24 protein-coding genes are annotated in these 23,751 nt (G+C 72.3%); 14 read left to right on the top strand and 10 right to left on the bottom strand.

Annotation, left to right across the window (positions count from 1 at the left end):
• Nucleotides 1–31: 31 nt before the first annotated feature.
• The 7 genes from ACGFR9_RS29400 to ACGFR9_RS29370 all read left to right on the top strand — a co-directional run bounded on the left by ACGFR9_RS29400 (nucleotide 32) and on the right by ACGFR9_RS29370 (nucleotide 5,350).
• Nucleotides 32–868 carry a helix-turn-helix domain-containing protein gene (locus ACGFR9_RS29400; RefSeq protein ID WP_393214249.1) on the top strand — a complete coding sequence of 279 codons (837 nt, stop codon included), beginning with the start codon at nucleotides 32–34 and terminating at the stop codon, nucleotides 866–868.
• A 93-nt stretch (nucleotides 869–961) separates the two neighbouring features.
• The gene (rimO, locus tag ACGFR9_RS29395; protein WP_393214246.1) at nucleotides 962–2,437 is read left to right on the top strand and encodes a 30S ribosomal protein S12 methylthiotransferase RimO; all 1,476 of its coding nucleotides are present in this window, start codon (nucleotides 962–964) and stop codon (nucleotides 2,435–2,437) included.
• Nucleotides 2,434–3,309, top strand: coding sequence for a CDP-diacylglycerol--glycerol-3-phosphate 3-phosphatidyltransferase (gene pgsA, locus ACGFR9_RS29390; protein WP_393214243.1), 876 nt, complete (start codon nucleotides 2,434–2,436; stop codon nucleotides 3,307–3,309). Before rimO ends, pgsA begins: the two co-directional genes overlap by 4 nt.
• Nucleotides 3,306–3,851 (top strand): CinA family protein, encoded by a 546-nt coding sequence (locus ACGFR9_RS29385; protein WP_393214240.1) that lies wholly within the window; start codon nucleotides 3,306–3,308, stop codon nucleotides 3,849–3,851. Before pgsA ends, ACGFR9_RS29385 begins: the two co-directional genes overlap by 4 nt.
• Nucleotides 3,852–3,960: 109 nt before the next feature.
• The gene (locus ACGFR9_RS29380; RefSeq protein ID WP_003993396.1) at nucleotides 3,961–4,341 is read left to right on the top strand and encodes a helix-turn-helix domain-containing protein; all 381 of its coding nucleotides are present in this window, start codon (nucleotides 3,961–3,963) and stop codon (nucleotides 4,339–4,341) included.
• A gap of 184 nt (nucleotides 4,342–4,525) precedes the next feature.
• Complete coding sequence (locus ACGFR9_RS29375; RefSeq protein WP_030227626.1) at nucleotides 4,526–4,996, top strand: Dps family protein; 471 nt, start codon at nucleotides 4,526–4,528, stop codon at nucleotides 4,994–4,996.
• A 99-nt stretch (nucleotides 4,997–5,095) separates the two neighbouring features.
• A complete protein-coding gene (locus tag ACGFR9_RS29370; RefSeq protein WP_393214236.1) occupies nucleotides 5,096–5,350 on the top strand; it encodes a hypothetical protein in 255 nt (84 codons plus the stop codon).
• Nucleotides 5,351–5,440: 90 nt separating this feature from the next.
• Here ACGFR9_RS29370 and ACGFR9_RS29365 read toward each other — a convergent pair whose 3' ends face one another.
• Nucleotides 5,441–6,250 carry an Fpg/Nei family DNA glycosylase gene (locus tag ACGFR9_RS29365; protein WP_030227629.1) on the bottom strand — a complete coding sequence of 270 codons (810 nt, stop codon included), beginning with the start codon at nucleotides 6,248–6,250 and terminating at the stop codon, nucleotides 5,441–5,443.
• Between the two features lie 120 nt (nucleotides 6,251–6,370).
• Nucleotides 6,371–11,170: an ATP-dependent helicase gene (locus tag ACGFR9_RS29360; RefSeq protein WP_393214233.1), complete on the bottom strand. Its 4,800-nt coding sequence runs from the start codon at nucleotides 11,168–11,170 to the stop codon at nucleotides 6,371–6,373.
• A 74-nt stretch (nucleotides 11,171–11,244) separates the two neighbouring features.
• Between ACGFR9_RS29360 and ACGFR9_RS29355 the strand changes: the two genes are divergently transcribed.
• Genes ACGFR9_RS29355 through ACGFR9_RS29345 form a run of 3 tightly spaced genes read left to right on the top strand, consistent with a single transcriptional unit; the run spans nucleotide 11,245 to nucleotide 13,165 of the window.
• Nucleotides 11,245–12,243, top strand: coding sequence for an AraC family transcriptional regulator (locus ACGFR9_RS29355; RefSeq protein ID WP_393214230.1), 999 nt, complete (start codon nucleotides 11,245–11,247; stop codon nucleotides 12,241–12,243).
• Nucleotides 12,144–12,860, top strand: coding sequence for an AzlC family ABC transporter permease (locus ACGFR9_RS29350; protein WP_393214281.1), 717 nt, complete (start codon nucleotides 12,144–12,146; stop codon nucleotides 12,858–12,860). Before ACGFR9_RS29355 ends, ACGFR9_RS29350 begins: the two co-directional genes overlap by 100 nt.
• Entirely contained in the window at nucleotides 12,857–13,165 is a 309-nt protein-coding gene (locus tag ACGFR9_RS29345) for an AzlD domain-containing protein (RefSeq protein ID WP_393214228.1), read from the top strand. Before ACGFR9_RS29350 ends, ACGFR9_RS29345 begins: the two co-directional genes overlap by 4 nt.
• A 51-nt stretch (nucleotides 13,166–13,216) precedes the next feature.
• Here the strand turns inward: ACGFR9_RS29345 and ACGFR9_RS29340 are convergent, their stop codons facing one another.
• Nucleotides 13,217–14,161, bottom strand: a complete 945-nt coding sequence (locus ACGFR9_RS29340; RefSeq protein ID WP_393214225.1) for a hypothetical protein — start codon at nucleotides 14,159–14,161, stop codon at nucleotides 13,217–13,219.
• Nucleotides 14,162–14,238: 77 nt separating this feature from the next.
• On the opposite strand from ACGFR9_RS29340, the gene ACGFR9_RS29335 reads away from it, so the two are divergent.
• The 4 genes from ACGFR9_RS29335 to recX all read left to right on the top strand — a co-directional run bounded on the left by ACGFR9_RS29335 (nucleotide 14,239) and on the right by recX (nucleotide 17,905).
• Complete coding sequence (locus ACGFR9_RS29335; protein ID WP_393214222.1) at nucleotides 14,239–14,433, top strand: DUF3046 domain-containing protein; 195 nt, start codon at nucleotides 14,239–14,241, stop codon at nucleotides 14,431–14,433.
• Between the two features lie 58 nt (nucleotides 14,434–14,491).
• Complete coding sequence (locus tag ACGFR9_RS29330) at nucleotides 14,492–15,757, top strand: AI-2E family transporter (protein ID WP_393214220.1); 1,266 nt, start codon at nucleotides 14,492–14,494, stop codon at nucleotides 15,755–15,757.
• Between the two features lie 240 nt (nucleotides 15,758–15,997).
• Nucleotides 15,998–17,116 (top strand): recombinase RecA, encoded by a 1,119-nt coding sequence (recA, locus tag ACGFR9_RS29325; protein ID WP_030227652.1) that lies wholly within the window; start codon nucleotides 15,998–16,000, stop codon nucleotides 17,114–17,116.
• A gap of 3 nt (nucleotides 17,117–17,119) precedes the next feature.
• Entirely contained in the window at nucleotides 17,120–17,905 is a 786-nt protein-coding gene (gene recX / locus ACGFR9_RS29320) for a recombination regulator RecX (RefSeq protein WP_393214216.1), read from the top strand.
• A gap of 239 nt (nucleotides 17,906–18,144) precedes the next feature.
• Here recX and ACGFR9_RS29315 read toward each other — a convergent pair whose 3' ends face one another.
• From ACGFR9_RS29315 to ACGFR9_RS29285, 7 genes are all read right to left on the bottom strand, one after another.
• Nucleotides 18,145–18,543, bottom strand: a complete 399-nt coding sequence (locus ACGFR9_RS29315; RefSeq protein ID WP_393214279.1) for a rhodanese-like domain-containing protein — start codon at nucleotides 18,541–18,543, stop codon at nucleotides 18,145–18,147.
• Entirely contained in the window at nucleotides 18,534–19,067 is a 534-nt protein-coding gene (locus ACGFR9_RS29310; protein WP_393214213.1) for a cysteine dioxygenase, read from the bottom strand. The genes ACGFR9_RS29315 and ACGFR9_RS29310 overlap by 10 nt, the downstream gene beginning before the upstream one ends.
• Nucleotides 19,068–19,135: 68 nt before the next feature.
• Nucleotides 19,136–19,183 carry a hypothetical protein gene (locus tag ACGFR9_RS29305; RefSeq protein WP_387543268.1) on the bottom strand — a complete coding sequence of 16 codons (48 nt, stop codon included), beginning with the start codon at nucleotides 19,181–19,183 and terminating at the stop codon, nucleotides 19,136–19,138.
• A gap of 109 nt (nucleotides 19,184–19,292) precedes the next feature.
• Nucleotides 19,293–20,900, bottom strand: a complete 1,608-nt coding sequence (locus ACGFR9_RS29300; protein WP_393214210.1) for an FAD-dependent monooxygenase — start codon at nucleotides 20,898–20,900, stop codon at nucleotides 19,293–19,295.
• 292 nt (nucleotides 20,901–21,192) lie between these two features.
• A complete protein-coding gene (locus ACGFR9_RS29295) occupies nucleotides 21,193–22,095 on the bottom strand; it encodes an amino acid ABC transporter permease (RefSeq protein ID WP_393214207.1) in 903 nt (300 codons plus the stop codon).
• Complete coding sequence (locus ACGFR9_RS29290; RefSeq protein ID WP_030227668.1) at nucleotides 22,092–22,769, bottom strand: amino acid ABC transporter permease; 678 nt, start codon at nucleotides 22,767–22,769, stop codon at nucleotides 22,092–22,094. The genes ACGFR9_RS29295 and ACGFR9_RS29290 overlap by 4 nt, the downstream gene beginning before the upstream one ends.
• 114 nt (nucleotides 22,770–22,883) lie before the next feature.
• A complete protein-coding gene (locus ACGFR9_RS29285; protein WP_393214204.1) occupies nucleotides 22,884–23,729 on the bottom strand; it encodes a glutamate ABC transporter substrate-binding protein in 846 nt (281 codons plus the stop codon).
• Nucleotides 23,730–23,751 lie beyond the last annotated feature (22 nt).

Genomic DNA, 23,751 nt, shown 5'->3' with positions numbered 1-23,751 from the left:
ACAGGCGGCTACACGCTCGAAAGGCGCCCCCGTGTCCATCGGCAACTCCCCTGAAGACGAGCGTCCCTTCGAAGACGTTTCCGAGGAAGCCCGCCCCTCCGTCGGCCGAGCACTGCAGCAGGCGCGCATCGCCGCGGGGCTCACCGTCGACGACGTCAGTACCGCCACCCGCGTCCGTATCGGCATCGTGCGTGCCATCGAGGCCGACGACTTCGCGCCCTGCGGCGGCGACGTCTACGCGCGCGGGCACATCCGGACCCTGGCCAAGGCCGTGCGCCTCGACCCGGACCCGCTCATCGAACGGTTCGAGGCCGACCACGGCGGCGGCCGTCCGGCCCCGACCCCTGCCGCCCCGCTGTTCGAGGCGGAACGCATCCGTCCCGAGCGGCGCGGACCCAACTGGACCGCGGCCATGGTCGCCGCGATCGTCGTCGTGATCGGCTTCGTCGGCTTCACGATGGTCAAGGGCGGTGACGACGACGGAGCCAAGGAGAACGTCGCCGAGGGCACCCAGCCCTCCAAGTCGGCCACCCCCACTCCCAAGTCCGAGAAGACCGTCGCACCCGAGCCGGAGCCGTCGGACAGCGCCATCGCCGCCGCCCCGCAGGACAAGGTGACGGTCAAGGTCAGCGCCGCCGACGGACGCAGCTGGATCTCCGCCAAGGACCACAGCGGCCGACTGCTGTTCGACGGACTGCTCAAGCAGGGCGATTCCAAGACCTTCCAGGACAGCACCAAGATCAATCTGGTCCTCGGTGACGCCGGCGCGATCGACCTGTTCGTGAACGGCAAGAAGATCGAGGACGACTGGCAGCCGGGCGCCGTCGAGCGCCTGACCTACACCAAGGGCGACCCGCAGGCGGGATGATCCGGCCCAAAGGGCGCGTCCGCGGCGGGGTTGGCCATGATCGGCCAACCCCGTCGACGTGGGGTGTCAGCGGGACGAAGTAGTCTTGAGCCCATGCCTGAACGCCGTACCGTCGCACTCGTCACCCTTGGCTGCGCCCGTAACGAGGTGGACTCGGAGGAGCTCGCAGGCCGTTTGGAGGCGGACGGCTGGCAGCTCGTGGAGGACGCCGAGGACGCTGACGTCGCCGTCGTCAACACCTGTGGCTTCGTCGAGGCCGCCAAGAAGGACTCGGTCGACGCCCTCCTGGAGGCCAACGACCTCAAGGGCCACGGGAGAACCCAGGCCGTCGTGGCCGTGGGCTGCATGGCCGAGCGGTACGGCAAGGAACTCGCCGAGGCGCTTCCCGAGGCCGACGGCGTGCTCGGCTTCGACGACTACACCGACATCTCCGACCGCCTCCAGACCATTCTGAACGGCGGCATCCACGCCTCCCACACCCCGCGCGACCGGCGCAAGCTGCTGCCGATCAGCCCGGCCGAGCGGCAGGAGTCCGCCGCCTCCGTCGCCCTTCCGGGCCACGGCCCGGTGGACCTCCCCGAGGGCCTCGCCCCCGCCTCCGGCCCCCGCGCGCCGCTGCGCCGCCGGCTGGACGGCTCCCCGGTCGCCTCGGTGAAGCTCGCCTCCGGCTGCGACCGGCGCTGCTCCTTCTGCGCCATCCCGTCCTTCCGGGGCTCCTTCATCTCGCGCCGCCCCAGCGACGTGCTGAACGAGACGCGCTGGCTGGCCGAACAGGGCGTCAAGGAGATCATGCTGGTCTCCGAGAACAACACCTCCTACGGCAAGGACCTGGGCGACATCCGCCTGCTGGAGTCCCTGCTGCCCGAGCTCGCCGAGGTCGACGGCCTGGAGCGGGTGCGGGTCAGCTACCTCCAGCCGGCCGAGATGCGGCCCGGCCTGATCGACGTGCTGACCTCCACCCCGAAGGTCGCCCCGTACTTCGACCTGTCCTTCCAGCACTCCGCGCCGGACGTGCTGCGCTCGATGCGCCGCTTCGGCGACACCGACCGGTTCCTGGAGCTGCTCGACACCATCCGGAGCAAGGCCCCCCAGGCCGGTGTGCGCTCCAACTTCATCGTCGGCTTCCCCGGCGAGTCCGAGGCCGACTTCGCCGAGCTGGAGCGCTTCCTGAACCACGCGCGGCTGGACGCCATCGGCGTCTTCGGCTACTCCGACGAGGAGGGCACCGAGGCCGCGACGTACGACCGCAAGCTGGACGAGGAGGTCGTCGCCGAGCGGCTGGCCCAGGTCTCCCGGCTGGCCGAGGAACTGGTCTCGCAGCGCGCCGAGGAGCGGCTCGGCGAGACCGTGCACGTGCTGGTGGAGTCCGTCGACGAGACGGAGGGCGTGTACGGCCGGGGGGCGCACCAGGCGCCCGAGACGGACGGCCAGGTGCTGCTCACGAGCGGCGAGGGGCTGACCGTCGGCCGTATGGTCGAGGCGAAGGTGGTCGGCACGGAAGGTGTCGACCTGGTGGCGGAGCCGCTGTTCCAGGGTGCGCCCGCGTGGAGCGAGGAGGCGGGCAGATGACGGGTGTCCCGGCATCGGCGGCGGGTGGCCCCTCCGCGAGGAGGGCGGCGGGTACCGCCCCCGGAGGTCTGTCGGCGTCCGGCCGTACGGTCGCGCGCGAGGCCCGGGGCACGGCCCCGGGAGCATCCGGCGGCGGACCGGCCCGGCGCACCGCGCACGGCCCGGGCGGCGCCCCGGCGCACGGCGACGAGACGGCCCCGGCGACCGCGCCCCGGGACGGCCTCGACACCGAGGACGGCACCAGGCCCGCACGCGGTGCGAAGGTCGTGGCGGCGGCCGTCAACCAGGCCAGCGTCTGGAACATCGCCAACCTGCTGACCATGCTGCGGCTGCTGCTGGTTCCCGCGTTCGTGATGCTGATGCTCGCCGACGGCGGCTACGACCCGGCGTGGCGGTCGTTCGCCTGGGCGGCCTTCGCCATCGCCATGATCACCGACCTGTTCGACGGTCATCTGGCGCGCACCTACGACCTCGTCACCGACTTCGGGAAGATCGCCGACCCCATCGCCGACAAGGCGATCATGGGCGCGGCGTTGATCTGTCTCTCCTCGCTGGGCGATCTGCCGTGGTGGGTCACGGGAATCATCCTCGGCCGGGAACTCGGCATCACCCTTCTGCGTTTCCTGGTCATTCGCTACGGCGTGATCCCGGCCAGCCGAGGGGGCAAGCTCAAGACCCTCACCCAGGGCATCGCCGTCGGTATGTACGTACTGGCGCTGACGGGGTGGCTGGCCACGCTGCGGTGGTGGGTCATGGCCGCGGCGGTTGTGCTGACCGTGGCGACCGGGCTCGACTATGTGAAACAGGCCATTGTGCTGCGCAGGCAGGGAATCGCCGACCGCAAGGCGGCGTTGGAGGAGACGGAAGCGTGAGTTCCGGAGCCGCCGAGGTGGTGCGACTACTCACCGTGAACGGTGCGACGCTGGCCGTCGCGGAGTCGCTGACCGGTGGCCTCGTGGCGGCCGAGATCACTTCGGTGCCGGGGGCGTCCAAGGTGTTCCGGGGCTCGGTGACGGCGTACGCCACCGCACTCAAGCGGGAACTGCTCGACGTGGACGCCACCCTGCTCGCGGAGCGCGGCGCGGTGGATCCGCAGGTGGCGGCCCAGATGGCGGCCGGCGTACGCAAGGCGCTGGGTGCCGACTGGGGTATCGCCACCACCGGCGTCGCCGGTCCGGACGCCCAGGACGGGCAGGACGTCGGCACGGTTTTCGTGGCCGTGGACGGCCCGGCCGGGCCGGGGCGGCGTTCCGCCGGCGGCGGAAAAGTGGAGCGTCTGCGGTTGAACGGCGACCGCGCGGAAATTCGTATGGAGAGTGCACGGAGCGTACTCGCACTGCTTCTGACGGAGCTTGTGGGCGAACAGACCGGAAATGAGCGGGCACAGGATACGGAACGGAACGGGGGGTTTTGATGTTTGCAGCCCTGAGTGAACACGACATCGCTCCCCGCACGGCCGCGGCGCGAGGCGGTACGGTGGGGCGAGAAGGATGCGGCTACGCGGTCCGAGGAGGGAGCCACCGATGATTCTGCTCCGTCGCCTGCTGGGTGACGTGCTGCGTCGGCAGCGCCAACGCCAGGGCCGTACTCTGCGCGAAGTCTCCTCGTCCGCCCGAGTCTCACTCGGCTATCTCTCCGAGGTGGAGCGGGGGCAGAAGGAGGCTTCCTCCGAGCTGCTCTCCGCCATCTGCGACGCGCTGGACGTACGGATGTCCGAGCTCATGCGGGAAGTGAGCGACGAGCTCGCTCTCGCCGAACTGGCCCAGTCTGCTGCAGCGACCCCCAGCGAGCCCGTACCCACGCCGGTTCGTCCGATGCTGGGTTCCGTCTCGGTGACCGGTGTGCCACCGGAACGGGTGACCATCAAGGCGCCCGCCGAGGCGGTGGACGTCGTCGCCGCGTGAGCGTGATGCTCCGCGCCTACGCGGTATGAAGATGTGAGATGCCCCGGCAGGGGCCCTTCCGGAACATCAGGAGGGGTGCCGCCGGGGTTTTCGCATGCCTGGACCCTGTCGCGGTGCGTTTGCCGGTGCGCCGCACGGCGGTCATCGTGGAGGGACGAGACGGGGGCCGGCTACGGAGGTGCGGATGTACGTCGTGAAGAGTCCGTTGTCCGACGAGAACCTGAAGACCGTGTCCGAGGCGCTGCAGGGCGCCCTGGTCGACCTGGTGGATCTCGCCCTGGTGGCCAAACAGATCCACTGGAACGTGGTCGGGCAGCGTTTCCGGTCCGTGCATCTCCAGCTCGACGAGGTGGTGAGCCTCGCCCGTGCGCACTCCGACACCGTGGCGGAGCGTGCCGCGGCACTCGGCGTCTCGCCCGACGGGCGGGCCGCGACCGTGGCCGTCGGCAGCGGCATCGGGGTGACACCGGAGGGCTGGGTCGACGACACGACCGCGGTGGGCACACTCGTGGAGGCGCTGGGCGCGGTGATCACCCGGATGCGGGAGCGGGTCGCGGCGACCGACGCACCGGACCCGGTGAGCCAGGACATCCTCATCACGATCACCGCGGACCTGGAGAAGCAGCACTGGATGTTCCAGGCCGAGAACGGGTGACGTGGTCCTCAGGGGCCGGGGTGCGCCCGTGTGCCCTCGGTGCGCCCTGTGCGCGGGGGCGAGCGGTCTCATAGCGTCGGCCCGGGGGTGGAGGAGGCCGTGACGACGGGGACCGTGGTGCGCCGGGGGATCGCTCTGGTACTGGGGGCGCTGTGGTGGTGGGCGGTGGTGCGACTGCTGCTGGTACCCGGCGCCGGGGCGGTGGAAGGGGCGGTCGTGGCCGGCGGGTGGGGGCTCAGCGTGCTGCCGGTGCACTGTGTGCCGAAGGCGCGGGCGGAGGGGGCGCTCGCGGCGGGGCGGTGGCGTCGGGCCTGGCGCGAGGGCGACGCGCGCCGGCTCAGCGGCGGGGCGTGAAGGCGGCGGTGCGGCTGCGGGCGGGGCTCGGCCTGTTGCCGGAGCGCGGGTGGAGGGAGTGCGCCCGGTGCGAGGGCGACGCGGGCCGGGTCAGCGGCGGGGTGTGAACGGGGTGGGGCCCGGCTGGCAGGTGGGGCACCAGTAGGTGGGGCGCTCGCGGGAGCCGTCGCCCTGATCGGCGAGGCGGATCGGGGTGCGGCAGCGCAGACAGGGGCGGCGGGCACGGCCGTACACGAACAGGTCCTGGCCGCGGCGGCCGGTGGTGTTGCGGATCGGGCGCTCGCGGTTGAACTCCAGCAGTTTCCGGGCGAGGTCCGGCAGGGGCGCGGAGCGGTCGGCGGGCAGGTCGCCCACGGGGAGCCACGGGGTGACACCGAGGAGGAAGCACAACTCGCTCTTGAACACATTGCCGATGCCGGCGAGGTTGCGCTGGTCCAGCAGGGCTTCGCCGAGGGCGCGGGACGGGTCCTTCAGGAGGTTGGCCAGCGCGCGGTCCGGATCCCAGTCCGGGCCGAGGAGGTCGGGGCCGAGATGGCCGACGGCGCGGTCCTCCTGGGCGGTGCGGATCAGTTCGAGGACGGGGAGCCGGTAGCCGACGGCCGTGCGGTCGGCGGTACCGAGGACGGCGCGGATCTGGTGGGCGGGGCCGCCGTTCCAGCGCTGCCCCGGCTCGTACACCCGCCAGGAGCCGTCCATCCTCAGATGCGAGTGCAGGGTGAGGCCGCCCTCGACGCGGGTCAGCAGATGCTTGCCGCGCGGGGTGACGTCCAGGACGGTGCGGCCGGTGAGATCGGCCGTGGCGTACTTGGGCACCCGGAGGTCGCTGCGGGTCAGTGTCCTGCCGGCCAGGGCGTCGTGCAGTCGGTGTGCGGCCTGCCAGACGGTGTCTCCTTCGGGCATGGGTCAAGGGTGGCATGCCGGGGGAGTGGCGGCTTCCGGCGAGGTGGGCCGGAGCCCACAGGGGATCGGGGCGTTACCCGGGCAGGGTCCTGCCGGTCGCGGCCGACGGTTCCGGCCGGGTCAGGCGCGTAGGCGTAGGCCTCGGGGTGTGGCCACGAAGCCGGCTGTCTCCAGGAGCGCGCCCAGGGGGGACGTCAGGGCCGGGACGCCGTTGACGCGCTCCACCGTGACCGTGCCGAGAGAGCCCGCGCGGGCGGCGGAGGCGAGGGCTTCGGCGGCGGCCGGGAGCCGGGGGTCCTCCGCGGGTTCGCCGTCGGCGTCGGCGGGCCAGGCCAGCAGCGTCTTGCCGCCGCGCTCCATGTAGAGCGTCAGCTCACCGTCCACCAGCACCACCAGGGAGCCCGCCTTGCGGCCGGGCTTGTGCCCGGCACCGGTCGGCGGCTCGGGCCAGCCCAGAGCGGCCCCGTACGCGTTCGCCGGGTCGGCGGCGGCGAGGACCACCGCGCGGGCGACCCGGTCCGCACCGGTACGGCGGCCGGCGAACGGGTCGTACGTGGGACGTCCGCCGTTCTGCCACGGCGGCGGGGACTGCGGGGCGTCGGCCCCGCCGCTCTCGGAGGCGTCGAAGGGGTCGAACACCCCGGCGGCGGGGGCGGCCGGGGCCGGGAGGCCGTCGCCCCGCTCGCGGGCGTTGGCCGCCGCGCGGAGGCGGTCCACGGCCCCGTCCATCGCGAACTGGGCGGCGCCCAGCCCTTCCACCACATAGCCGCGGCGCGCCTGCCCCGTCTCCTCGAAGGCGGCCAGCACGCGGTACACCGCCGAGAAGCCGCCCTCGACGCCCTCCGCCGAGACCGCGCCCCGGGTCACCACACCGTGCCGGTCGAGCAGCGCGCGGGACAGCGCGTGGGCGCGGACCGTGGCATCGGACTCCTGCCCCGGCAGCAGGGACCAGCGCCCGCCGACCGTCGGCGGTCCGGTGCGGGAGGCGCCGCGGGCCGCCGCCGTCAGTGAGCCGTAGCGCCCGCGCGGGACGGAGCGCTTCGCGCGGTGGGCCGTGGCACCGGCGGTGCGGCCCGAGCCCAGCAGGGCGCGCATGGGGGAGAGCGTGTCGTTGGTCAGCCGCCCGGACCAGGCGAGGTCCCACAGGGCGTCGGCCAGTTGGGGATCGGTGGCCTCGGGATGGGTGGTGGCGCGGACCTGGTCGGCGATCTGGCGGAAGAACAGGCCGTAGCCGCCCGAGAGGGCGTCCAGGACGGACTGGTGGACGGCGGTCGGCTCCAGGGGGTGCGGGGGCTGCAGCAGCAGCGGAGCCGCGTCCGCGAGGTAGAGGGAGACCCAACCGTCCTTCCCGGGCAGCGAACCGGCGCCGGCCCACACCACCTCCCCGGCTGCCGTCAGTTCGTCCAGCATCGCCGGGGTGTAGTCCGTCACCCTGGACGGCAGGACCAGCTTCTCCAGGGCGGACGCGGGCACGGACGCGCCCTGCAGCTGCTCGAGCGCCCGCACCAGGCCGTCGACGCCGCGCAGGGAATGTCCCTTGCCGATGTGCTGCCACTGCGGCAGGAACTGGGCGAGGGCGGGCGGCGGCACCGGCTCCAGTTCGTGCCGCAGCGCGGCCAGGGAGCGACGGCGCAGCCGGCGCAGTACGGCCGCGTCGCACCACTCCTGGCCGATCCCGGCCGGATGGAACTCGCCCTGGACGACCCTGCCCGCCGCCGACAGCCGCTGCAGGGCACCCTCGGTGACCGCCACCCCCAGCCCGAAACGGGCCGCCGCGGTCGCCGACGTGAACGGGCCGTGCGTGCGCGCGTACCGCGCGAGGAGGTCCCCGAGGGGGTCCTTGACCGGTTCGGTGAACGCCTCGGGGACACCGACCGGCAGCGCCGTGCCCAGCGCGTCGCGCAACCGGCCCGCGTCCTCGATCGCCGCCCAGTGGTCGGCGCCGGCCACCCGCACCCGGATGGCACGCCGCGCGGAGGCGAGCTCCCGCGCCCACTGCGGCTCGGCGCCCCGCTCGGCGAGCTCGTCGTCGGTGAGCGGGCCGAGCATCCGCAGCAGGTCGGCCACGCCCTCCGCGTCCTTGACCCGCCGGTCCTCGGTGAGCCACCGCAGCTCGCGCTCCAGCTCGGCCAGCACCTCCGCGTCGAGCAGCTCGCGCAGTTCGGCCTGGCCGAGCAGCTCGGCCAGCAGCCGGGAGTCCAGCGACAGGGCGGCGGCGCGGCGCTCGGCGAGCGGGGAGTCGCCCTCGTACAGGAACTGCGCGACGTAGCCGAAGAGGAGGGAGCGGGCGAAGGGGGACGGCTCCGGGGTGGTGACCTCGACCAGGCGCACCTTGCGCGCCTCCAGGTCGCCCATCAGCTCGACCAGCCCGGGCACGTCGAACACGTCCTGGAGGCATTCGCGGACCGCCTCCAGGACGATCGGGAACGAGCCGAACTCCCCGGCCACCTGGAGCAGCTGGGAGGCGCGCTGGCGCTGCTGCCACAGCGGTGTGCGCCGGCCGGGGTTGCGGCGCGGCAGCAGCAGCGCGCGGGCGGCGCACTCACGGAAACGGGACGCGAACAGCGCCGAGCCGCCCACCTGGTCGGTGACGACCTGGTCGACCTCGCCCCTGTCGAAGACGACGTCGGCCGCGCCCACGGGGGCCTGGTCCGCGTCGTACTCCGTGCCGGCCTTCACCGGCTCCTGGTCGAGCAGGTCGAGACCCATCAGATCGGCGTCCGGCAGACGCAGCACGATGCCGTCGTCGGCGTGCATCACCTGGGCGTCCATGCCGTACCGCTCGGAGAGACGGGCGCCGAGCGCGAGCGCCCACGGGGCGTGCACCTGGGCGCCGAACGGGGAGTGCACGACGACCCGCCAGTCGCCCAGCTCGTCGCGGAAGCGCTCCACGACGATGGTGCGGTCGTCCGGGACATGGCCGCAGGCCTCGCGCTGCTCGTCGAGGTACGACAGCACATTGTCGGCGGCCCAGGCGTCCAGCCCCGCCGTGAGCAGGCGCAGCCGGGCGTCGTCCCTGGACAGCGAGCCCACCTCGCGCAGGAAGGCGCCCACCGCGCGGCCGAGCTCCAGCGGGCGGCCGAGCTGGTCGCCCTTCCAGAAGGGCAGCCGGCCCGGCACGCCCGGCGCCGGGGAGACCAGGACGCGGTCACGCGTGATGTCCTCGATACGCCAGGAACTGGTACCGAGCGTGAAGACGTCGCCCACGCGGGACTCGTAGACCATCTCCTCGTCCAGCTCGCCGACCCGGCCGCCGCCCTTCTTCGGGTCGGCGCCCGCGAGGAACACCCCGAACAGGCCCCGGTCGGGGATCGTGCCCCCCGAGGTGACGGCCAGGCGCTGGGCGCCCGGACGGCCGGTGATCTCACCCGTGACCCGGTCCCACACCACGCGCGGGCGCAGCTCCGCGAACGCGTCCGACGGATAGCGTCCGGCCAGCATGTCCAGGACGCCCGTGAACGCGGACTCGGGAAGGGACGCGAACGGCGCGGCGCGGCGGACCGTCGCGAGCAGGTCGTCGAGCTGCCACGTGTCCATGGCCGTCATGGCGACGATCTGCTGGGCCAGGACGTCGAGCGGGTTCGCGGGGACCCGCAGGGACTCGATGGCGCCCGTGCGCATCCGCTCGGTGACCACGGCCGCCTGGACCAGGTCGCCGCGGTACTTGGGGAACACCACGCCCGTGGAGACCGCGCCCACCTGGTGCCCCGCGCGGCCGACGCGCTGGAGCCCGGAGGCGACGGACGGCGGTGACTCGACCTGGACCACCAGGTCGACGGCGCCCATGTCGATGCCCAGCTCCAGGCTGGAGGTGGCGACCACCGCGGGCAGCCGGCCCGCCTTGAGGTCCTCCTCGACCAGGGCGCGCTGCTCCTTGGACACCGAGCCGTGATGCGCACGCGCGATGACCGCGGGCGCACCCTGGGCGGCCCCGGAGCCGCCCATGAGCTCGGCGGGGGAGTGGTGCTCGTCCAGGGGCTCTCCGGTGGCCCGCTCGTACGCGATCTCGTTGAGCCGGTTGCACAGCCGCTCGGCGAGGCGGCGGGAGTTCGCGAACACGATGGTCGACCGGTGTGCCTGCACCAGGTCGGTGATCCGCTCCTCGACATGCGGCCAGATCGACGGCCGCTCGGCCCCCTCCGAGCCGTCGGCGACCGGGGAGCCGCCCAGCTCGCCCAGGTCCTCCACCGGGACCACCACGGACAGGTCGAACTCCTTGCCGGACTCCGGCTGGACGATCTCCGCCCTGCGCCGCGGGGAGAGGAACCTGGCGACCTCGTCGACCGGGCGCACGGTTGCCGAGAGGCCGATACGGCGGGCCGGGCGGGGCAGCAGCTCGTCCAGCCGCTCCAGGGTGAGTGCCAGATGCGCGCCGCGCTTGGTGCCCGCGACCGCGTGCACCTCGTCCAGGATCACCGTCTCCACGCCCGTGAGCGCGTCGCGCGTGGCGGACGTCAGCATCAGGAACAGGGACTCGGGCGTGGTGATCAGGATGTCCGGCGGACGGGTGGCCAGGGCACGGCGCTCGGCGGGCGGGGTGTCGCCGGAGCGGATGCCCACCTTCACCTCGGGCTCCGGCAGCCCCAGGCGCACCGCCTCCTGACGGATGCCGGTCAGCGGGCTGCGCAGGTTGCGCTCGACGTCGACCGCCAGGGCCTTCAGCGGCGACACGTACAGCACACGGCAGCGCTTCTTCGGGTCGGCGGGCGGCGGGGCCGAGGCCAGCTGGTCCAGGGCGGCGAGGAAGGCGGCCAGCGTCTTCCCGGAACCGGTGGGGGCGACCACCAGCACGTCCGAGCCCGCGCCGATGGCACCCCACGCCCCGGCCTGGGCGGCGGTGGGCGCGGAGAACGCCCCCGTGAACCAGCCGCGGGTCGCGGGGGAGAAGCCGTCGAGGGCTCGGTGCGGATCGCTGACCATGCGTCCATCGTGCACCCGGCCACTGACAATCGGGCCGGGGCGAGGTCCGGCCGGGGCCGCGTGACAATGGCCCCATGGCGGAATCCCGGAAGGAGCGGGCGCGGCACTGGCAGTACGACGAACTGCCCGGTGTCGATCTGCTGCGTGCCCGGTACATCCGGAAGACGTTCGTCCGGCACACCCACGAGAACTTCGTGATCGCCGCCATCGCCGACGGGGTGGAGGTCTTCCACCACGGCGGGAGCGACGTGTCCGCGGGCGCCGGGGCGCTCGCCCTGGTGAACCCCGACACCCCGCACACCGGCCGCGCCGGTGTCCCCGAGGGATGGCGGTACGGGGCGGTGTACCCGCCGCCCGAGGTGGTGGCCGCGATCGCCGCCGAGACCACCACATTGCGCGGCACACCGGGGTTCGCGACGCCGGTGCTCGACGACCCGTACACCGTCCACCTGGTGCACCAGGTGCTGCGGGCCACCGACGAGGGCAACGCGCTCGCCGCCGACACCCTGCTCCGGGTCGCGGTGACCCGGCTGCTGCGGCTGAACGGCGGCCCCCTGCCGCGACGCGAGGTGCGCACGGCGGGCGCCCGGACCGCCGCACGCGCGCGTGCCGTGCTCGAGGAGCGGATGGCCGGCCCGCCGTCCCTGGAGCGGCTCGCCGCTGAGCTGGGTACCAGCCCGTTCGCGCTGCTGCGCGCCTTCCGGGACACCTACGGGATGCCCCCGCACACCTGGCTCACCGACGCGCGCGTGCGGCGGGCACGGCGGCTGCTGGACGCGGGGACCGCGCCGTCGGAGGCGGCCTTCGCGGTCGGCTTCACCGACCAGCCGCATCTGAACCGGCACTTCAGCCGCATCGTGGGCGTGCCGCCGGGCGCGTACCAGCGCGAGCGCAAGAACGTACAAGACGCGCGGGACGGTCCGTCCGTACCGTCCGGGGTGTGGCAACGGAACGGACAGAAGCACTCACAGACATACGCGACGGCGGAGGAGAGAAGCCGGACGGCGCCGTCGTACGGGACGCCCTCGGCGTCGGGGTCGCCGTCGGACTCTCCGGGTTCGCCTTCGGCGTGACCTCGGCGGGCAGTGGGCTCACCCTGCTCCAGACCTGTGCGCTCAGCCTGCTGGTGTTCACCGGCGCGTCCCAGTTCGCGCTGGTGGGGGCGCTGGCGGCGGGCGGAGGGCCCTTCACGGCCGCCGCGGGCGCGTTCTTCCTGGGCGTGCGCAACGCGTTCTACGGGCTGCGGCTGTCGCAGCTGCTGGCGCTGCCGCGCGCGGTACGGCCGTTCGCCGCGCAGTGGGTGATCGACGAGACGACCGCCGTCTCGCTCGCCCAGCCCGGGCGGCGCTCCGCGCGCCTCGGGTTCGTGGTGACGGGGCTGAGCCTGTACGTCCTGTGGAACCTCACCACGCTGCTGGGCGCGCTGGGGGCGGAGGCCATCGGCGACACCGCCGCGTGGGGGCTGGACGCGGCGGGACCCGCGGTCTTCCTGGCACTTCTCGCGCCGATGCTGCGGAGCGGGACCGAGCGGATGGTGGCCGGGCTGGCCGTGCTGCTGGGGCTGGGGCTGCTGCCTGTGCTGCCGGCGGGGGTGCCGGTGCTGGTGGCCGCGCTCGCGGCGCCGGTCGTGTTGTGGGCGCGTGGGCGTCGTCGTGCCTCGCGCGGTGACGCGGGGGAGGGGGAGCTGTGAACATCTGGATCGCGATCCTGGTGACCGCGGTGGGGTGCTACGCCGTCAAGCTGGCGGGGCTGCTGGTGCCGGCGGGGGTTCTCGAGCGGCCGCTCGTCCGGCGGCTCGCCGCGTTGCTTCCGGTGGCCTTGCTGGCCGCGCTGATGGCTCAGCAGACGTTCGCGGACGGGCGGGTGCTGGTGCTTGACGCCCGGGCGGTGGGGGTGGCGGCCGCGGCGGTGGCACTGGTGCTGCGGGCGCCGTTCCTGGTGGTCGTGGGGGCCGCTGTGGTGGTGACGGCGGGGGTGCGGGCGTTGGGTGGGTGAGGTGAGGTGGGCGTCGGCCGGGGGCGGGTGGACCGACAGGCGGTATCTGTCTCAGGTGAGTGGGCGGTCGTATGCCTGGAGGGTGTGCAAAGCGTTGATGGTGACCAGCGGGCGGGCTTCCAGGGCCGGAGCCGGAGACCACTGGTGCCAGGAAATGGGCCAGCCGCCGTCCTCCTGTTGGTCGGCCGCGAGGTGGTTCAGGGAACGGGTCGTCTCCTCGTCCGTGAACCACGCGCGGGCCAGGGAGTGCGGCGTCTGCGCGTAGTCGTGCGGGAAGTGGTGTTCGCCCGGGGCGTAGCCGGGGGCGACCGGGTAGGCGTCGAGGTCGTCCGGATCGAGAACGGCCAGGCGCTGTTCGCGCACCAGGCGGCCCAGCCGTTCGGCGGCTGCCTGCGCGCGCGGGCGGTCGGGGGCGTGGTCCAGGAAGGTGACGGCGGCCTGCACCTCGTAGGGATGGGTCGTCTCCAGCGACTCCACGGTCCGCCAGCAGAAGTCGGTCGCACGGAACAGCCACGCGTGCCACACCCCGTTGCGGTGCAGCAGCCCCACCACGGGCCCGGTGGCCAGCAGTTCGCCGGGCGGGTCGTCCACGACCGGCACGAAGGGCGCCGCGGGGTAGCCGCGCTGACTGGGATGGACACCCGGAAGCGCGCCGTCCGGCGTGGAGACGGACGTCAGATAGCGGCACACGTCCTCCGCGCGGCGGCCGCCGCAACGCCCCACCGCGTCCAGCACCCGCAGCGCGCGGACGGCGTGCAGCGGCTGGCTGACCGGGCCGCGCAGATCGGGTTCGAGCGCGTGGCCGTACCCGCCGTCCTCGTTGCGGTAGGCGTCCAGCGCCGCCTCCACCGGACCGGCGGCGCCGCCCCGGAAGTGGTGGGCGAAGAGATGCTGCTCGAGCACACGCGCGGTGAGCCAGACGAACCGCTCGGCCCGCGCGAGCGAACCCCGCGGCCGGGGCGTCGGGGACAGGGGGTCGGATTCCGTGTCGGCCATGCACCGACCGTAGGCGCAGAGCGGGACCGGCGGGTGGCCCGGCCCGGAGCCGTCCCCGGAGGCGGGATACTGGACGCATGCGGTTGACGGTTTTCTGGGAGCGGATGGCGGAGCACTTCGGCGCGGGCTATGCCGAGAACTTCGCGCGCGACCATGTCATGTCCGAGCTCGGCGGGCGCACCGTGCACGAGGCGCTGGCGGCCGGCTGGGACGCCAAGAGCGTCTGGCAGGTGGTCTGCTCGGTGATGGACGTCCCCGCGGAAAGGCGCTGATCGTCACAGAGACCGCCGATGGCGCACGGCCGCCCCCGGCGTGGGTGAGACTTGGTCCGTGGCACCCACTGACGAAACCGGGCAGGCGGCCCGGCACCCCACCACGCCCGGCGCGCCGCCGCCCGCCGGGCCCCCGACGGCCCCCATATCCGGGCCGGGCGCCCGCATGCCGCGCTGGCTGCCGCGCGCCATGGTGCTCGCCCTCACGCTGTACGCCGTGTTCCAGCTGGGCAACTGGGCCTTCCACCAGGTCATCGGCCTGCTGATCAACGTCCTCATCGCGTTCTTCCTGGCGCTCGCCGTCGAGCCCGCGGTGAGCTGGATGGCCGCGCGCGGCGTCCGCCGGGGCCTGGGCACCTTCCTGGTCTTCCTCGGCGTGCTGATCGCGGCGGCCGGCTTCGTGACGCTGCTGGGGTCCATGCTGGCGGGACAGATCATCAAGATCGTCGAGGACTTCCCGGAGTATCTCGACTCCGTGATCAACTGGATCAACACGCACTTCCACACCGAGCTGCGGCGCGTGGACATCCAGGAGGGCCTGCTGCGCTCCGACTGGCTGCGCAACTATGTGCAGAACAGCGCCACCGGTGTTCTGGACGTGTCCGCGCAGGTCCTCGGCGGCCTCTTCCAGCTGCTGACCATCGGTCTGTTCTCGTTCTACTTCGCCGCCGACGGCCCGCGGCTGCGGCGCACGGTCTGCTCCCTGCTGCCGCCCGCCCGGCAGGCCGAGGTGCTGCGCGCGTGGGAGATCGCCGTGAACAAGACGGGCGGCTACCTCTACTCGCGCGGACTGATGGCACTGGCCTCCGGTCTGGCGCACTACGTCCTGCTGGAGTTCCTCGAGGTGCCCTACGCGCCCGTCCTCGCGGTGTGGGTGGGACTGGTGTCGCAGTTCATCCCCACCATCGGCACCTATCTCGCGGGCGCCCTGCCGATGCTGATCGCCTTCACGGTCGACCCCTGGTACGCGCTGTGGGTGCTGATCTTCGTGGTGATCTACCAGCAGTTCGAGAACTACGTGCTGCAGCCCAAGCTGACCTCCAAGACCGTCGACATCCACCCGGCGGTCGCCTTCGGCTCGGTCGTCGCGGGCACCGCCCTGCTCGGTGCCGTCGGCGCGCTGATCGCCATCCCCGCCGTCGCCACCCTCCAGGCGTTCCTCGGCGCGTACGTGCGGCGGTACGACGTCACGGACGACCCCCGTGTACTCGGCCACCGCGGCGGCCCCGGCGGCGGGCCGGGCGCCCTCGCGCGCGTCCGCGGGCTGTGGGACCGCAGGCCCGGCGCGACCCGGCCCCGGGGCGGAGACACCGGGACCTCCTGAGGGCGGGCGCCCCGCGCGGCACACGGGACCGTGGTGCCGCGCGGCGCGCTTGACACGAAAATCGAACATCCATTCTTATGGAAGCGCCGGTGAGGCTCGACGGCAGGCGCTCTGCCCGGTTATCGGTAGATTTGCGCCCAGGTTATCCACAGGCTGGAGGTGCGTCGGGGCGCGTTGTCAGTGGCAGGCGTTAGCGTCTTTGACGTGAAGCGATCGACTCAAGCAAATCGGGTGGAACCCATGGCAGGAACCGACCGCGAGAAGGCGCTCGACGCCGCGCTCGCACAAATTGAACGGCAATTCGGCAAGGGCGCGGTCATGCGCATGGGCGACCGGTCGAAGGAGCCCATCGAGGTCATCCCAACCGGGTCGACCGCGCTCGACGTGGCCCTCGGCGTCGGCGGCCTGCCGCGCGGCCGTGTCATCGAGGTCTACGGCCCCGAGTCCTCCGGCAAGACGACCCTGACCCTGCACGCGGTGGCGAACGCGCAGAAGGCCGGCGGCCAGGTCGCGTTCGTGGACGCGGAGCACGCCCTCGACCCCGAGTACGCGCAGAAGCTCGGCGTCGACATCGACAACCTGATCCTGTCCCAGCCCGACAACGGCGAGCAGGCCCTGGAGATCGTGGACATGCTGGTCCGCTCCGGCGCCCTCGACCTCATCGTCATCGACTCCGTCGCCGCGCTCGTCCCGCGTGCGGAGATCGAGGGCGAGATGGGTGACAGTCACGTGGGTCTGCAGGCCCGCCTGATGAGCCAGGCCCTGCGGAAGATCACCAGCGCGCTCAACCAGTCCAAGACCACCGCGATCTTCATCAACCAGCTCCGAGAGAAGATCGGCGTGATGTTCGGCTCCCCGGAGACCACGACCGGCGGCCGGGCGCTGAAGTTCTACGCCTCGGTGCGACTCGACATCCGACGCATCGAGACGCTGAAGGACGGCACCGACGCGGTCGGCAACCGCACCCGTGTCAAGGTCGTCAAGAACAAGGTCGCGCCGCCCTTCAAGCAGGCCGAGTTCGACATCCTCTACGGCCAGGGCATCAGCCGCGAGGGCGGCCTGATCGACATGGGCGTGGAGCACGGCTTCGTCCGCAAGGCCGGCGCCTGGTACACGTACGAGGGCGACCAGCTCGGCCAGGGCAAGGAGAACGCGCGCAACTTCCTGAAGGACAACCCCGACCTCGCCAACGAGATCGAGAAGAAGATCAAGGAGAAGCTGGGCGTCGGCGTACGGCCGCAGGAGCCCGCCGCCGAGCAGGGAGCGGACGCCACGGGCACCGCCGCGGCCGAGCCGGCCGCCGTACCGGCCCCGGCGGCCAAGGCGACCAAGTCCAAGGCCGCGGCGGCCAAGAGCTGACCCGTGACGCGACGAACCGACTGGGCCGAGTACGAGTTCGCCGCCGCCGGTGCACCACGGGGGAGGGGCATCGAGGGCGGCGAGGGCCCGGCCGTGGACGGTGACACGGCGTACGACGGCATCACCGGCGGGGACGGCGGCCCCCGCGCCGGAGGTGGCGCACGGACGGGCGGCTCGCGTGACGGCGGGCCGCGCGGTGGACGCGGACGCAGACGCCGGAACTTCGGCGAGGCGGCCGCGGAGGACGGGGGCGCCTCCTCCTCGTCGAGGGCCGAGCGGGAGGAACCTCCGGCGGACCCGGTCGAGCGGGCGAGGGCAATCTGTCTGCGCCTGCTCACCGGGACCCCGCGCACCCGGAAACAGCTCGCCGACGCCCTCCGCAAGCGGGAGATCCCGGACGAGGCCGCCGAGGAGGTGCTGTCCCGGTTCGAGGAGGTCGGACTGATCAACGACGGCGCCTTCGCCGACGCCTGGGTGGAGTCCCGGCACCACGGCCGCGGTCTCGCCCGGCGCGCGCTCGCGCGGGAGCTGCGCACCAAGGGCGTCGACTCCACACTGATCGACGCCGCCGTCTCCCAGCTCGACTCCGAGCAGGAGGAGGAGACCGCGCGCGAACTGGTCGCCCGCAAGCTCCGTGCCACCCGCGGCCTCGACCGCGACAAACGCCTCCGCCGCCTCGCCGGCATGCTCGCCCGCAAGGGCTACCCCGAAGGCCTCGCCCTGCGCGTCGTCCGACAGGCCCTGGAAGAGGAGGGCGAGGACACGGAGTCCCTCGACGAGGGCTTCTGACCAGAGGGGAGACGCGCCCCGCCCCGACTGCTTCCAGCACCCACGCCCCACGCGGGCGCCATCGGCATTTCTGGCCCTCCGCAGCCTCGCAACCCGCTCGCCCGGATCCGCGCCCTGGCAGGGCCCGGCACCAGACATGCCCTGGCGGGCGACGGCGGCGACGGGCATGTCAGCCGCCGTCCGCAGGGCGCGGACCCGTCCCCGGCGCGTGTCTACGCGGACCCGTCCCCGGCGCGTGTCTACGCGGACGCGGGTACGACCGGCAGGCCCGCTGTCCGCCAGGCCTGGAAGCCGTCGATCAGGTCGGTGGCGCGGTGCAGGCCCAGGCGGTGGAGGGACTCCGCCGCCAGGGTGGAGGCGTAGCCCTCGTTGCAGATCACGATCGCGCGCAGGTCATGACCCGTGGCTTCCGGGAGGCGGTGGCTGCCCCGTGGGTCCAGGCGCCACTCCAGTTCGTTGCGCTCGACCACGAGCGCGCCGGGAATGAGCCCGTCCCGCTCCCGCAGGGCGGCGTACCGGATGTCCACCAGCACCGCCTCACCGGCGCGGCCGGCCTCGTACGCCTCCCGGGCTCCCACGCGCTCGTAACCCGCGCGCACTCGCTCCAGCAACTCGTCGATGCCGATGCTCACTGCCAGTCCTCCGGGCGTTCGACCTGTTCCAGACGGAGCGTGTGGCCGCTGCGACTGTAGCGGCGGATCTGTGGCAGTGGCGGGTAGTAGGCGTGCACGGAGACCGCGTGTCGGTCCGGGGACTCGTTGAGGACCTCGTGGACGTGGTGCCGCCCGAAGGCGCGGCCCTGTCCGGCGCCCAGCCGGCGTCCCCGGTCCACGTCGTCCGTGAGTTCCAGGGTCTTCCAGCCGTCGGTGGGCAGCCGTGCGGCGAGCGAGTTCTCCTTCAGCTCGCCCGACGCGGTCATGAAGGCACCGAGGCTGTCGGCGTGGTCGTGCCAGCCGGTACCGGTGCCGGGCGGCCAGCCGATCAGCCAGGCCTCGCTGCCACCGGGCCCGTCGAGTCGCACCCAGGTACGCCCCTCGGGGTCGAGCGGAAGGGAGGCGATCAGTTCGGCGTCGGCGACGGTACGCCGTACGAAGTCGAGGAGTTCCGTCTGTGTGGGTGCGGAGACGGAGGCGGAAGCCGGAACAGGGGAGGAGACAGACATGTGCACCGTCCTGGAGAGGGTTCGCGAAACGCGCGCGGCGGCGCGCTGAGAAGGGAGGAGGACGCGAATCAGGAGGACGGGCGACACACGCAGCCCGCATAGCGGACGAGGTCCATATGGACCCTCCGCCACAGGTGCACGCAGGTGTCGGTCACGAGGCGGAGTACACCACGGGGCCGCACACCGATTCAACTCAACGTCACCATATGGACGGTGTGGTGACGCTCAGCGCGATCCGGCCCCCGCGTCGGCCGTGGCCTCCGCCGTGGCGGGACCGCCCAGGGCGGCCTCCGCCGCCGTGTACAGATCCGCCGGGCGGACCCCGCTCAGCGCCGTCACCAGGTGACCGTCGGGGCGTACCAGGAGCACGGTGTGGGCGGCCGCGCCCGGATAGCTCTCGGCGACCAGCAGTTCCGCCCGGTGCGGCAGCGCCGAGACGGCCGCCGCCAGCCGGGGCATGATGCCGGCGGACACCCAGTGCCGGCGCTCCCACACGCCCGTGCCGGGCGCGATCAGCACCGCCAGCAGCGCGCCCCGGCCGAGCCGGTCCCGCAGCCGGACGAAGGTGCCGTCCTCCGCCGTGACCCGGACGTCCGTCACCGCCGAACCGGGAGCCGTCCCGATGGAGACCTGGCCCTCCAGCCCGCCCGGGGTGAGCGGCGAGGAGGCGTACGTCCCCGGCGCGCCCAGCGCGCCCCGCCCCAGATGGCCGTCCGTCAGCAGCGTGTCGTTCCCGCGCGCGGAGCCGGGAACGTAGGAGCGCAGCCCTCCGCCGCCGCGCACCAGCGGCAGCGCCTGGTCGGCGGCGCGCAGCCGGGCGGAGACGATCGCGCGGCGCTCGGTCTGGTAGCTGTCGAGCAGTGCCTCGTGCGGGCCGTGGTGCCAGGCCAGCGCCAGCTTCCAGGCGAGGTTGTCGGCGTCGCGGAGCCCCTCCTCCAGCCCGTGCGTGCCCAGCGCGCCGAGCAGATGGGCGGCGTCGCCGGCGAGGAACACCCGGTCGGCCCGCCAGCGCCGGGCCAGCCGGTGGTGGACCGTGTGCACACCGGTGTCCAGCAGTTCGTACGGCGGGGTCTGACCGCCCGTCCAGCCGGCCAGGGTCTCGCGGACCCGGCCCAGCAGCAGTTCGGGTGTGACCAGGTCCTTGCCCGGCGGCAGCAGCCAGTCCAGCCGCCACACCCCGTCCGGCAGCGGACGCGCGCTGATCTCGCCGGCCGAGGGGCCGGACGTACGCCATGGCGGCGAGCGGTGCAGCAGCGCCTCGTCGTACCAGGGAAGTTCGGTGCGCAGGGCGGCCACGGCGTGACGTTCCACCGCGGTGCGGCCGGGGAAGCGGATGTCCTGGAGTTTGCGCACGGTCGAGCGCGGGCCGTCGCAGCCGACCAGGTAGCTGCCGCGCCACCAGGTGCCGGTGGCGCCCCGGGTGTGGGCGGTGACGCCCGACGGCTCCTGCTCCATGCTGTCCAGCCTGCTGTCCACGGCGATCCTGACGAGCCGTTCACCGGCCAGGGCCGCGCGCAGCGCACCCGTCAGCACGTGCTGGGCGATGTGCAGGGGAGCGGGATCGGTGTCGCCGAAGACGGTCTCGGACGTCACCTGCTTGCGCCGCATCGACCGCCATCCGGCCCAGCGGACCCCGGCGTGCGCGAGCGGCACACCGGTCAGCCGCTCCATGAGCGCGGCCGTCTCCTCGCGCAGGATGACGGTCCGCGCCGGGCGGGGCTCGTCCTTGCCCGGTCCTTCGTCGAGGACCACGCTCGGTACTTCCTGGCGTGCCAGGGCCAGCGCGAGCGTGAGTCCGACGGGCCCCGCTCCGACGATGATCACCGGGTCCACGGCGCGTCGCCCCCTGCTCGAAGTGACGCCTGAAGGGACGTGGAGGAACAGGAAGATGGAGCAGGGTGCACGATCACAGAACGTATGCAACCTATTGCCGGTGCTTGCGTCAAGTGACCGTAGGCCACTGGTGATCATGAAGTGGGGCGAAGCCGTCCCAGCACATGACTGTTCATCACATGAGCCCGGCACGCACCGCTCCTCCGTACCGCCGGGGCCGTCCGGCGACTCGACATGACTGTGGCCCGCCGGGATACGGCGGGCCACAGTCATGTCGTACGTCGGACGGGCGCTACTTATCCGCACCGGTGGCGAACGTGCCGCCCACCTCGCCCGCGTTGAGCTCGTCGACGTCGTCCACGCCGAGCACCGCACCCGTGCCGCGCTTGCTGCGGCGCAGGCGTCCCTCGAGCCAGGAGGCGAACGAGGTGAGGATGAAGTTGAGGACGATGTAGATGATCGCCACCACGATGAAGCTCTGGACGACGTTGGCGTAGTTGGCCGCCAGCGTGCCGCGCGAGTTCAGCAGCTCGGTGAAGCCGAGCATGACACCACCGAGCGCGGTGTCCTTCACGATGACGACCAGCTGGCTGACGATCGCCGGGAGCATCACCGTGACCGCCTGCGGCAGCAGGATGCTGCCCATCACCTGGCTCTTGCGCAGGCCGATGGCCTGGGCCGCCTCGGACTGACCCTTGGGGAGGGAGAGGATGCCGGCCCGGACCACCTCGGCGAGGACCGAGGCGTTGTAGAGCACCAGTCCGGTGACGACCGCGTACAGCGGACGGTCCGCACTGGTGACGTCCGTGGACCGGGCGAAGAACTCGTTGGCGAACAGCATCAGCAGCAGTACCGGGATGGCGCGGAAGAACTCCACCACCACGGCGGCCGGTCCCCGCACCCACCGGTGGTCCGACATCCGTGCGATGCCGAGCACCGCACCCAGCGGGAGGGCGATGACCATGGCCAGCGCCGCCGCCTTCAGCGTGTCCGCGAGGCCGGGCAGCAGATAGGTCGTCCACGCCTCGGACTGGGTGAACGGCTTCCACAGGGACCACTCCAGCTGGCCCTTGTCGTCCATCGTCTTGTAGACCCACCACAGGACGAGGGCCAGGACGGCGACGAAGACGACCGAGAGGATGACATTGCGCCGCTTGGCCCGGGGGCCGGGGGCGTCGTACAGAACGGAGGTCACCGCTTCACCGCCAGTCGCTTGCTCAGCCAGTTGAGGAACAGGCCGGTGGGCAGGGTCAGTACCACGAACCCGAAGGCGAAGACCGCGCCGATGAGCAGCGTCTGTGCCTCGTTCTCGATCATTTCCTTCATCAGCAGCGCTGCCTCCGCCACACCGATGGTGGCCGCCACCGTCGTGTTCTTGGTCAGCGCGATCAGTACGTTCGCCAGCGGACCGATCACCGAGCGGAACGCCTGCGGCAGCACGATCAGGCTGAGGACCTGTGTGAAGTTCAGCCCGAGTGCGCGGGCCGCCTCGGCCTGCCCGACGGGCACGGTGTTGATGCCGGAGCGCAGCGCCTCGCAGACGAAGGCCGCCGTGTAGGCGATCAGACCGAGCACCGCGAGACGGAAGCCCTGGAGCGCGAAGTCGTCCGGCGCTCCCATGGTGACGCCGAAGATGTCGGCGAGACCGAGCGAGGTGAAGACGATGATCACGGTCAGCGGGATGTTCCGGACGATGTTCACGTAGACGGTGCCGAACCACCGCATCAGCGGGACGGGGCTGACCCGCATCGCCGCCAGCAGGGTGCCCCAGATGAGGGAGCCGACGCCCGAGAACACGGTGAGCTTCACCGTCATCCAGAACGCGCCCAACAGCGTTGGGTCGTCATAGTCAGAAATAAAGTCGAACACGATCTCCCGCGCTTCCGGGTGTGTGGCCTACGTGGCGGACGCGGCGCGCCGCCGTCCTGATCGCGACGGACGGCGGCACGCCTTCAAGACCCCGCGTTATCGGGCGGTCCTGGGTTACTTGACGATGTTGCCGATCTGCGGAGCCGGCTCGTTCTTGTACTCGGCGGGACCGAAGTTGGCCTCGACCGCCTTCTCCCAGGACTTGTCGCTGACCATCTTCTCCAGCGCGGCGTTGATCTTGTTCACGGTCTCGGTGTCGCCCTTCTTGACACCGACGCCGTAGTTCTCGTTGCTCAGCTTGAGACCGGCGAGCTCGAACTTGCCCTTGTACTGCTCCTGCGAGGCGAAGCCGGCGAGGATCGAGTCGTCGGTGGTCAGGGCGTCGACGGACCCGCTCTGCAGACCCGCGATGCACTCCGAGTACGTGCCGTACTCGCGCAGCTGGGCATCCGGGGCGAAGTCCTTCTTGACGTTCTGCGCCGAGGTCGAACCGGTCACCGAGCAGAGCTTCTTGTCGTTCAGGTCGGTGGCCTCGGAGATGCCGGAGCCCTTCTTCACCAGCAGGTCCTGGTGGGCCAGCAGGTACGGGCCGGCGAAGTCGACCTTCTCCTTGCGCTCGTCCGTGATGGAGTAGGTCGCCGCGATGAACTTGACGTCCCCGCGCGAGAGGGCGTTCTCGCGGTCGGCGCTCTTGGTCTCGACCCACTCGATCTGGTCGGGCTTGTAACCGAGCTCCTTGGCGACGTACGTCGCCACGTCCACGTCGAAGCCGGTGAAGGAACCGTCGGGCGTCTTCAGACCGAGACCGGGCTGGTCGTACTTGATGCCGATCTTGATCTTGTCGCCGCCGCCCCCGGAGGACGAGCTGTTGTCACCGCCGTCGTCGCCGCCACAGGCGGTCGCGGTCAGGGCAAGAGCGAACACGGTGGCCGTGGCGGCGGTGACCTTGCGGAGCTTCATGGTGCACATCCTTTGACTCTGG

Origin of the sequence: Streptomyces sp. NPDC048584 (genome assembly GCF_043199595.1) — a bacterium.
Lineage (GTDB): Bacteria > Actinomycetota > Actinomycetes > Streptomycetales > Streptomycetaceae > Streptomyces > Streptomyces edwardsiae.
This window is presented reverse-complemented; position numbering and strand designations above follow the sequence as displayed.

What these genes read in the sequence shown, in the direction of transcription:
- rimO (WP_393214246.1), top strand. Translation starts at nt 962, where the DNA reads ATGCCTGAACGCCGTACCGTCGCACTCGTCACCCTTGGCTGCGCCCGT.
- pgsA (WP_393214243.1), top strand. Translation starts at nt 2,434, where the DNA reads ATGACGGGTGTCCCGGCATCGGCGGCGGGTGGCCCCTCCGCGAGGAGG.
- ACGFR9_RS29380 (WP_003993396.1), top strand. Translation starts at nt 3,961, where the DNA reads ATGATTCTGCTCCGTCGCCTGCTGGGTGACGTGCTGCGTCGGCAGCGC.
- ACGFR9_RS29375 (WP_030227626.1), top strand. Translation starts at nt 4,526, where the DNA reads ATGTACGTCGTGAAGAGTCCGTTGTCCGACGAGAACCTGAAGACCGTG.
- ACGFR9_RS29365 (WP_030227629.1), bottom strand. Translation starts at nt 6,250, where the DNA reads ATGCCCGAAGGAGACACCGTCTGGCAGGCCGCACACCGACTGCACGAC.
- ACGFR9_RS29360 (WP_393214233.1), bottom strand. Translation starts at nt 11,170, where the DNA reads ATGGTCAGCGATCCGCACCGAGCCCTCGACGGCTTCTCCCCCGCGACC.
- ACGFR9_RS29355 (WP_393214230.1), top strand. Translation starts at nt 11,245, where the DNA reads ATGGCGGAATCCCGGAAGGAGCGGGCGCGGCACTGGCAGTACGACGAA.
- ACGFR9_RS29340 (WP_393214225.1), bottom strand. Translation starts at nt 14,161, where the DNA reads ATGGCCGACACGGAATCCGACCCCCTGTCCCCGACGCCCCGGCCGCGG.
- ACGFR9_RS29335 (WP_393214222.1), top strand. Translation starts at nt 14,239, where the DNA reads ATGCGGTTGACGGTTTTCTGGGAGCGGATGGCGGAGCACTTCGGCGCG.
- recA (WP_030227652.1), top strand. Translation starts at nt 15,998, where the DNA reads ATGGCAGGAACCGACCGCGAGAAGGCGCTCGACGCCGCGCTCGCACAA.
- ACGFR9_RS29310 (WP_393214213.1), bottom strand. Translation starts at nt 19,067, where the DNA reads ATGTCTGTCTCCTCCCCTGTTCCGGCTTCCGCCTCCGTCTCCGCACCC.
- ACGFR9_RS29285 (WP_393214204.1), bottom strand. Translation starts at nt 23,729, where the DNA reads ATGAAGCTCCGCAAGGTCACCGCCGCCACGGCCACCGTGTTCGCTCTT.